The following is a 260-nucleotide window of genomic DNA, read 5'->3' as shown; positions in this document are numbered from 1 at the left end:
AGAGCCGTCACGTTGATCGCCGAGGCAGTGGCCGCCGGTGCCCGCGAGATCAAGGCATGCCAGGTGCTGGGCATCAGCTGCCGCACGCTGCGTCGTTGGCGCGGTGCCAGCACGCTGGTGGATGCTCGAAAAGGCGCGGCCAAGCACTGCCCGCATGCGCTGAGCTGCGTCGATAAGGAGCGAATCATGGCCGTCGCCAACCAGCCCGCTTACCAGAGCCTGCCCCCCTCGCAGATCGTGCCCCGGCTGGCAGATCAAGG

At 67.7% G+C, this 260-nt stretch carries 1 pseudogene; it reads left to right on the top strand.

From position 1 onward, the window contains the following. Positions 1–260: pseudogene (locus XcuCFBP2542_RS19695) on the top strand (IS3 family transposase); the annotation flags it as partial.

Source organism: Xanthomonas cucurbitae, from assembly GCF_002939885.1.
Lineage (GTDB): Bacteria > Pseudomonadota > Gammaproteobacteria > Xanthomonadales > Xanthomonadaceae > Xanthomonas > Xanthomonas cucurbitae.
Note: the sequence above shows the minus strand (reverse complement) of the source record. Positions and strands in the feature narration are given on the sequence as shown.